Origin of the sequence: Argonema galeatum A003/A1, assembly GCF_023333595.1 — a bacterium.
In the GTDB taxonomy this organism is placed as follows: Bacteria; Cyanobacteriota; Cyanobacteriia; order Cyanobacteriales; family Aerosakkonemataceae; genus Argonema; species Argonema galeatum.
On the sequence record NZ_JAIQZM010000052.1, the window covers coordinates 22,688 to 32,174 of the forward strand.

General features: G+C 44.5%; 4 protein-coding genes. All 4 read right to left on the reverse strand.

Annotation, left to right across the window (positions count from 1 at the left end; genetic code table 11):
* Positions 1-189: 189 nt before the first annotated feature.
* Complete coding sequence (locus LAY41_RS29755; protein ID WP_249105986.1) at positions 190-1,944, reverse strand: putative bifunctional diguanylate cyclase/phosphodiesterase; 1,755 nt, start codon at positions 1,942-1,944, stop codon at positions 190-192.
* Positions 1,945-2,084: 140 nt separating this feature from the next.
* On the reverse strand, positions 2,085-4,364 hold the full coding sequence (locus LAY41_RS29760; protein ID WP_249105989.1) for a GAF domain-containing protein: 2,280 nt from the start codon (positions 4,362-4,364) through the stop codon (positions 2,085-2,087).
* Positions 4,365-4,595: 231 nt separating this feature from the next.
* Positions 4,596-6,614 carry an ATP-binding response regulator gene (locus tag LAY41_RS29765; RefSeq protein WP_249105992.1) on the reverse strand — a complete coding sequence of 673 codons (2,019 nt, stop codon included), beginning with the start codon at positions 6,612-6,614 and terminating at the stop codon, positions 4,596-4,598.
* A gap of 109 nt (positions 6,615-6,723) precedes the next feature.
* The gene (locus LAY41_RS29770) at positions 6,724-9,387 is read right to left on the reverse strand and encodes a response regulator (RefSeq protein WP_249105994.1); all 2,664 of its coding nucleotides are present in this window, start codon (positions 9,385-9,387) and stop codon (positions 6,724-6,726) included.
* Positions 9,388-9,487 lie beyond the last annotated feature (100 nt).

A 9,487-nucleotide genomic window follows, 5' to 3' on the forward strand; every position in this document is an offset into this window, starting at 1 on the left:
TGCATCGGTAGTGTAAGAGTAATACGGGAAATTGTCTGTTGTCATCGGGGGTTAAATTTTTACCGCAGATGTAGGCGCTTCGCCTTCCCGTAGGGTAGACAGATTAACGCAGATAAGAGAGCTATTTTTTAGGCAATCGATGCTATCGGACACGATCTCATCCTCATCATTTAAAATCGATTGATTTTTTTACCCTATTAGCAGCTTTTCAAACTCCCATGCTGGCAGAGGACGACTGAATATATATCCTTGCATGGCATCGCACTTTTGTTGGCTTAAAAAAGTCAGTTCTGCCTGGGTTTCGACTCCCTCTGCTACAGTTTTCAAGTTGAAGTTGTGAGCCAACTGAATCACGGCAGTCATAATCGCTGTATTTTGGGTATCGCTGGTGACATCTTGGAGAAATGAACGGTCTATTTTTAAAGTGTCAAAGGGAAATTGTTTGAGATAGCTTAAGCTGGCATAGCCAGTGCCAAAATCATCTATGGCGATGTGAATGCCCAGATGTTTCAATTTATTTAGAGTTGCGATCGCAACTTCAGCATTTTCCACAAGTATGCTTTCAGTTAACTCCAGTGACAAATTCTCTGGATTGAGTCCCGTAGTTTCTAATATCTCCACAATCCGCTGACTTAGATGCTGCTGAGAAAATTGACGCGCTGATAAGTTAACCGACACCTGGAACCGTGAAAATCCAGCCGCAATCCATTTCTGAGCTTGGGCGCAAGCTGTTTGCAACACCCATTCCCCAATTGGCACGATCGAGCCAGTCTCCTCTGCCACAGGAATAAATTCAGCCGGTGAAATCATCCCTCGCGTGGGGTGAAACCAACGCACCAAGGCTTCAGCACCAATAATTTGACTTGTTTGCAAATTTACAATTGGCTGATAGTACACCTCAAATTCTTCTTTTTCTATAGCCCTACGCAGACTTGACTCTAGCGCCAATCCTGAAGAGGAATTGACATCTAAAGCTGTCGTGTAAAATTGATAGTGATTACCCCCCAATTTTTGGGTATAGAACATAGCTGCTGCTGCTTTTTTAATTAATTGGTTTAACTCAATCCCATCGTTTGGGTAGAAGGTAATGCCAATACTAGCTGCGATCGAAATTTGGCTGCTGTCCAGACTGATGGGTTGTGCAATAGATGACAATACGGCTTGGGCGACGCTGGCAATGGTCTGTTTTTGACTCAAAGTTGCCGGAACGATCGCAAATCGATCCGCATTCAATCTAGCCACCATATCTTGTGTGCTGAGACAGGCGGTGATTCGGTCGGTAATTTCTTTAATTAACCTGTTCCTGTCCTGATTCTCCAAGCCGTCGTTAATACTGTTGAACCGATCTAATGCCACCAACAAAATGGGAATAGGTTTCAATTCTAGCGGATTCTGTGCAGAAGACAGGGATTCTTCTTGACACTGGTTTTCGGATTGTCTGTTGCTGATAATTTGATTAAACCGCTCTCGTAATAGTAGCCGGTTGGGAAGGTTGGTAGCGCTGTCGTGATGGAGTAAGTGATCCAGTCTTTCTGTCGCCTGCTTGAGTGCCTGGGTTAGGGGTTGGGTAATGCTCTTTTGTCTTGCCAAACGAGCTGCGATCGCCTCTAGCAGTTCCCCACGGGTAAAGGGTTTGGTGATATAATCATCTGCCCCCAATACCATACCAACGCGAAAATCGGCCCGATCGGCTTTGGCGGTGAGGAAAATTAAGGGAATTGCTGCTGTAGTTGGATTTTGGCGCAATGCTTTCAAAACGCCGTAACCGTCTAGTTCTGGCATCATCAAATCGCATAGAATCAAATCGGGAATCTCTGACTGCGCTAGCTGCACCCCAAGGAGACCATTTTCAGCGCTAATAGCGTCAAATTCCTCCGCCTCTAGCAGATCCTGAATATTTTCTCGATAAAGTTTTTCATCTTCAATGACTAAAATCTTTGTCATACTCAAAAAAAGTTACAATTATTAACAGCATACTCAAGCCAAGCTAGAAAAAAAGGCCAGCGCTGGCTCGATCGTAAAACACACTCTTCACAATATATAAAATATTCACCCAGTTTTCACCATCTCCTGCTTGTAATTCTTCAAAAGTCATGGATGATGGGCAACTCAACTAAGAAGCAAGTATGCCTCGATCTACTTTGAACTTGTATGGAACCTCCTAAATAAGTTACCAGTTTATCCACTAGCGCCAGTCCCAGTCCAGTTCCTCCATATTTCCAAGGATCGTTGCTGGGAATGCGGTAGAATTTGTCAAAAATTCGGGGTAATTCGCTAGCCGGAATTTCGATGCCGGAATTAGTCACGCTAAACTGAATTTTTTCGTCCTCAGCGCGAACAGCTACTGTAATTTTACCTTTGGCTGGAGTGTACTTACAGGCATTATTGAGCAACTCTGTGAGGACGCGCTTGAGACTGAATGGATCGGAAGTAAGGGGAGGCAGTTCGGGCGCAATGTCAACTTCTAAAATTTGTTGGTGGTTCCAGGTTATATCTTCAAATGGCTCTACAACATCAGGAATCCAGTCTTCTAAATGGATAATTTTTTTCTCTGGAAGGTGAGTTCCGGCATTGAGTTCCTGCAATTCCAGTAAGTCATTGATTAGGTGAATTTCTCGTTCGCATTCGTCATTCAAAAGGTGAAAGTAACGAGCAGAGGAGCTTTCTTCTTGGTTTATTTCGGCTATTTTGCTGTGAAAGCCGCATTCCCGATTCATGGTAACTTCCAACATTTGTATTGCCATTTTCATGTTGGATACAGGCGTTTTTAATTCATGAGAAACCGTATTCAGGAAGTCGTCTTTGAGGCGGTTGAGTTTTTCGAGTTCCTGCACTTGACCTTGTGCTGCTTGGTAAAGTCGAGCTTGCCGAATTGCGATCGCGCATTGATTGGCTACCTGCTGCGCCAATCTAATTTCTAATTCATTAAAAACATATTCTTCATGCTTTAATAACCACAGGTCGCCCAGAACTCCTTGATTATCCAAGATAGGACAAGCCAGGACTGCACAGGGACTGTTAATAGGCTGGTTAACCCGGTCAGCTATTTGGCAAAATTGCAGATCCTGACCTTGCAGAAGCTGAGAATAAATACCGGGAAAATCAGCCATTTCCATGATGCGATCCCGGCATAAAGCCGATGATATTGCATACTCATAGCCAATGGTGGAAGTTGCTTGTTCGAGGTTGTACAACCCCGTACCGCAGTAATTAACTTGAAGTCCCAGCCCTAATTCTTGCACCGCTGTTTGTAAAATATGGCTTTCATCGAGGGTATCGCGAACTTTGTCAGTAATACGTTTAAGCATAGCTTCAAAGTTGAGAGCCTGTTGCAACTGAGATGTACGTTCCTTGACCTGCCTCTCTAGGTCAGTATTGAGCCTACCAAGCTGTTGATATAGTTCGGATTGTTGAATTGCAATTGCTACTTGCGTTGCCAATTGCTGGAGCAATTCAATTTCCAATTTCTGCCATTGTCGCGGGCTGCTACACTGATGGGCAATCAGTAGCCCCCACAACTGGGAGTTTGGAGTTGAATTTTCTAATTCGGAATTAAAGACTAACAGATCTGAATTATCTTGTAAAATCGGTACTACCAAATGAGCTTTTACCTGAAATCCAGCCAGCAGATCGATCAAACAGTGGGGGAGTCCTAGCGTGTATATATTCGCTTTGGCTTCAATGCGGTTCTGTTTGTACGAGGGAACGTAATTTTTACTCAAGTAGGGATAGGCAATTTTTTTGCCTAGAATAGGCGTCCAAAGGTTATCTACGGATTCGACTAATACGCTTCCACTCCAGTCGGAGTCGTAACGATAAATCAGGACGCGATCGGCCCCTAGAAATTCTCGAACTTCTGCTACAGTTGTGTTGAGTATTTCCTGGATGTTCAAAGACTGACGGATGCGCTGAGCTATCTTATTTATCAGTCGCTCTCGTTCGCTCTGCTGTCGTAATTCCTCTGCGGCTCGACTCGCCTCTAGCAGACGACGCACCCGCTGACGCAGTACTGCCAAATGGATGGGCTTGGTAATATAATCGATCGCACCCGCCTCAAAAGCTTGGTCTACTGACTCTTCATCATCTAGCGCCGTGATCATCAATATAGGTGTGCTATTCCCTCCAGGGAGCGATCGGATTAGCTTACAACAAGTAAAGCCATCCATCACCGGCATTACCCCATCCACCAGCACTATATCTGGTTTTAAGCAAGTATAAGCGGCTAAACCCTCTTCTCCGTCGATCGCTTCTGCCACTTGGTAGCCTTCTTGTTCCATGACTCGGCGAAGCTGAATCCGCATTAATCTGTCGTCGTCGATGACGAGGATAAGTTTTGAATTTTTCGGAGGAGCGGAGATATTCATATCTGATTTTGCGGAAGTTCTATTTGCATCCGTTACCATGAATCTTTTATGGTGAGCTTCAAGAATGGGTAATTTCTATAATCCACCTTCAGTGTGCCTATTCCTACACTTTTTTCCCATTCTTTGCAAAAATTTGCGTATGGTTCGCGGTTCGGACTACATAGCTCATTGCTGATGGCAATCATCAATCTGCCATAAAAATCACCGCTCAACAATAGCGCCTTAATTGGTCTATTCCATAGCGATAACTAAATGCAAGTTTTTCAACAATTCCTCTGAGGTGTATGGTTTTGGTAAAAATGTTTTCACGCTAGTTTGACTCAACTCGGCAATCTGATTATTTGACGCCAGTCCGCTTACAGCAATAATTTTGACAGCTGCGTTAATTTTTTGTAGCGTGCGGATAGTGGTAGGCCCATCCATCAATGGCATCATCATATCGACCAACACCACGCTAATTTCTTTTTTGCGCTCGGCATAAAGTGCGATCGCCTCCACGCCATCGTTAGCAGTTATGACCTCATAATTGTAACTTTCCAGCGAGGTTTTTGTTATTTCTCGTATTGAATCTTCATCATCAACTACAAGAATCAGTTCTCCATTTCCTCTAGGTAATTCCCGATGAATCTCGATGGTAAAATTTGTTTCATCGGTTTCCGCCGCAGGTAAGTAAACGTTAAATTTTGTGCCTTTTCCCACTTCGCTATATACATTTATAAAACCTCCATGTCCTTTAATAATGCCAACCACGGTCGAAAGCCCCAACCCCGTTCCTTTACCGTGTTCTTTTGTGGTGAAAAATGGCTCAAAAATTCGATCCAATATTTCTCGTGGAATGCCAGTGCCGGTATCGGCAACGGTGATGACAGCATATTTACCAACTTTAGCGTCTATATTGATCCTGACATAATTTTCATCAATAAAAACATTTTCCGCAGAAATGCTCAAAATACCGCCGTTTGACATAGCATCGCGAGCGTTGACACAGAGGTTAATTAACACTTGGTGCAGTTGCGTCGCATCACCGCAAACAGTCCAGAGATTTAGGGTAGAGACATCCCTGGAGATTTCAATAAATTTAGGGAATGTTTGTTTAACAATTTTATAAATTTCTGATATTAAATGCCCCACCTGAAGGACTGTCCGCTCGCCTTGAAGCCCACGCGCAAAAGATAGCACTTGTTTGACTAAATCGGCGCTGCGTTTGGTATTTGTTTCCAGTATTTTCAACAATCGCTGACTGCGAGCGTCCGGGTATTTAGTTTCCAGAAGTTGAACAGACATCAAAATTGGTGCCAGCGCATTGTTTAGATCGTGAGCGATGCCGCTGGCAAGGGTTCCGAGACTTTCCGTGCGCTGAGCGCGAAGAAACTGCATTTCGAGTTGTTTTTTCTCTGTGATGTCGGTATTAACGGTAAGAATTGATTTAGGTTGTTTCTGTTCGTCGCACACCAGTGTCCAGCGACTTTCAACGATAATTTGTTTGCCAGATCTGGCGACCTGATTCAACTCACCTTGCCACCAGCCTTTCTTATCAATAATTTGCTGGCTCTTTTGCAGTTCGGTCGGAATTTCTTTGTACAAAAGCTCGGTGACGTTTTTGCCAATAGCTTCTTCTGCCTTCCAGCCATACAAACGCTCAGCACCTTTGTTCCAAAATAAGATTTGATTTTCTAGGTTTTGCACGAGTATAGCGTCTGTGGCGATATCCAGTAAAGCAGCTTGTTGGCGCATTTGCTGGGTTTGTTGTCGTAATTGTTGTTCTGCTCGACAAGCTTCCAGCAGACGACGCACCCGTTGGCGCAGTACTGCCCAGTGGATGGGTTTGGTAATATAATCGATCGCACCTGCTTCAAAAGCTCGATCGACTGATTCTGGGTCTTCCAGCCCAGTGATCATTAATATGGGTGTGGGATAGCAAAGGGATTCTACTTGCGGCAGCGTTGCACCTAATTGGCTAGAGCTTTGGGAAGTTTTAACGCCATCACAAAATTCAGCTTTACAGCCCAGCGAACGACTGCACATTAGCTTGCAACAGGTAAAGCCATCCATCACCGGCATCACCGCATCCAGCAGCACGATATCTGGGTGCAAACCAGTATAGGCAGCTAATCCCTCTTCTCCATTAGCAGCTTCTGCCACCTGATATCCAGCTTCTTCCATCGCTCGACGAAGCTGAAGCCGCATGAATCTGTCATCATCGATTATGAGGATAAGAGGTGCATCTTTTTTTTGGTGGGTGATTTTCATAATTTATTTAGCTGACGTTCTGGGCTACCAACTATCGCTGGGAGAAACCTCACCCCCCCTAACCCCCCTCTCCTCCAGAGGAGAGGGGGGAGAAATACTCCCCTCCCTGTTACGGGGAGGGGCTGGGGGTGGGGTTCCATTGTTCCGGCGATAGTTTGTAGCCACGTTCTATTTGCAAAGCTATTTTGACTCTTTCATACTCGGCTTCTAGAAGAGGCAGTTTTTCTATACCATCTTTAGTATGCCCATTCCGCCCCATTGTTTCTAGTTCTTTGCAAAAATTAGATAAATTTGTGGCCCCCAAGGTCATACTACTTGCCTTCAGCGTATGAGCTGCTTGTCTGAGTTCGGTTGCATTTCCTTGTTTAATGGCTGTAGCGATCGCTTCCAGCAGTGTTGGCGCATCTTCTAAGTAGCAATCGATCATTTCAACCACAAACGCCTCAGCGTTGTTACCTATCATATTCCGAAAAGATAGCAGTATTTTGGCATCAATCGGGGCTAGGGAAGAAAAAGCAGGATCTGGCGCAGAATTATCAGCTTCTAATTCTTTGGGTTGACATTTGCTCAAAGCGCGGATGAGATCCTCTACCCGCACGGGCTTGCTGATGTAATCATCCATACCGGCATCAATACAAATTTCGCGATCGCCTTGCATCGCATTAGCTGTCATCGCAATAATCCGAGGCCGTGCAGATTTAGGCCATGCTTCGCAAATGCAGCGCGTGGCCGTCAATCCATCCATTTCTGGCATCTGCATATCCATCAGCACAACATCATAAAATTGGCGACGCAGTGCTTCTATTGCTTGGAGTCCGTTGCTGACCAAATCTGCCTGATAGCCTATCAGTTCCAACAGATGCAAAGCTACTTTCTGATTTACTTTATTGTCTTCAGCCAACAGTATTCGCAGGGGTAACTCTGCTGCTAAATGCCGGTTTATTTCCTGGGTAGTAGTGCGGTCAGGCTTAACTTGGATCGGCTTTCCGCCCAAGACTTGGTTTAAAACGTTATATAGATGGGATTGTTTAATCGGTTTAGTTAGAAAAGCTGCAAAATCTACTACTAAGGTATGATGACTTGTCTCCGGTCTGCCTATTGAGGTCAGCATAACTAATGGTAATTTTTGATATTTAGGCAGCTTGCGAATTTGGGCCGCTAGAGTTAAACCATCCATTTCTGGCATTTGCATATCCAGAATCGCTATATCAAACGCCTCCTCTCGAAGCAGGCAGTCGAGGGTTTCAGATCCAGATTTAGCTGCATAGGTAAGCATTCCCCAAGATTGTGCTTGTAATGTTAATAATTGTCGATTTGTAGAATTATCGTCCACGATCAGCAGGCGCTTTCCATCTAGCTGAGGCTGGAGATTTTGAGAGTCGATCGGTGATATATTGGGAACTGCTGCGGCAACTATGGTGAAGTAAAAAGTGGAGCCCAGACCCGCTTTACTCTCGACCCACATTCTACCGCCCATCATTTCGCTTAGCTGTTTGCCGATCGCTAACCCCAATCCCGTGCCCCCGTATTGGCGAGTGGTAGAAGCATCGACTTGACTAAAAGATTGGAATAAGCGATCCATCCTCTGGGCCGGAATACCGATGCCCGTGTCCCTAACAGCGAATTTAATTTCAAATTTCAAATTTGAGATTGGAGATTGAGAATCGCCTTTTTCAATCTGCAATTGTTTCGCTGTCACTGAAACTACTACTTCTCCTTTTTCTGTGAACTTAACGGCATTGCCGACCAAATTTACAAGGATTTGGCGTAATCGGGTGACATCTGCCACAATTGTATTTGGGGTTTCAGGAGCGATACTATATGCCAGTTCAATCTCTTTTTCTGCTGCCTTGAAAGCGAGCAAGTCGAGGCATTCTTCAAGGCAAGTTTGTAGATGAAAAGGATATTTCTCTAACTCCAGATTGCCAGATTCAATTTTAGATAGATCGAGGATATCATTAATCAGCATTAGCAAAGTATCGCCACTGCTTTGAATGGTTTCGATGAAATCTTGCTGTTGGGGTGCTAGTTTTGTGTTGAGCAGCAAACCCGTCATCCCGATGATGGCATTCATGGGTGTACGAATTTCGTGACTCATATTGGCTAGGAATTGACTCTTGATATGAGTCGCCGCCTCAGCAGCTACCTTCGCCTTTCCCAGTTCTTGATTAGTCTGAGATAATTCTTTGCTACGCTCAACTAACGACAGTTGTGCGAAATACCGTTCTGTAATATCATCTAATATCCAGAGGCGACCGGGTACGTCGTGTACTTTGGTAGCAGTGCTGGAAATACTTAGCACTTTTTGTTGAGGTTGCTGGAAAACCCAATTCCAGTCGCGAATTTCTGGCTGTGGTTTGGCGAAAAATTTTGCCGCCTGTGCGGCGATTTCGGCTTGATTATTGGCACTTGTACGTAAGATTGCCATTGCAGTTGCGATCGCAGATGGCTCTATATATCCTGGAGTTAATCCCAATTGCACCGCAGCAGCTTGATTTATCCAACCTTGTTCGCCGCTTTCATCAACAAACACGACTCCTTGATGAATCGTTTCTAACATCGCACCGAACCGTGCTTGTAGTTTGTCAAGGCTTATTGTAGTATCGCCGAACTTCAGTAAAGTGCGTAATTCACCGAGTAGCGATTCAATAAATTGTTGCAGGTGTGAAGAGATATTAGCTTTGCGATACCAAATTAGCAAGATTGCGCCGCGAAAGCTGCTTTCATCTTGAAGTGGTAGTACGGCGAGAGACTGAGTTCCTTGCGCCAGCAATATGTGGGAAGCGCTGGGGGTGGAGGGCTGAAATCAGTTCAAAAATATTTACCTGAAGCTACTCAAACTTACTCATATTATAAGCTAGCATAGTAATATG

Coding starts and splice junctions, on each gene's coding strand:
- LAY41_RS29755 (WP_249105986.1), bottom strand. CDS start 1,944: ATGACAAAGATTTTAGTCATTGAAGATGAAAAACTTTATCGAGAAAAT.
- LAY41_RS29760 (WP_249105989.1), bottom strand. CDS start 4,364: ATGAATATCTCCGCTCCTCCGAAAAATTCAAAACTTATCCTCGTCATC.
- LAY41_RS29765 (WP_249105992.1), bottom strand. CDS start 6,614: ATGAAAATCACCCACCAAAAAAAAGATGCACCTCTTATCCTCATAATC.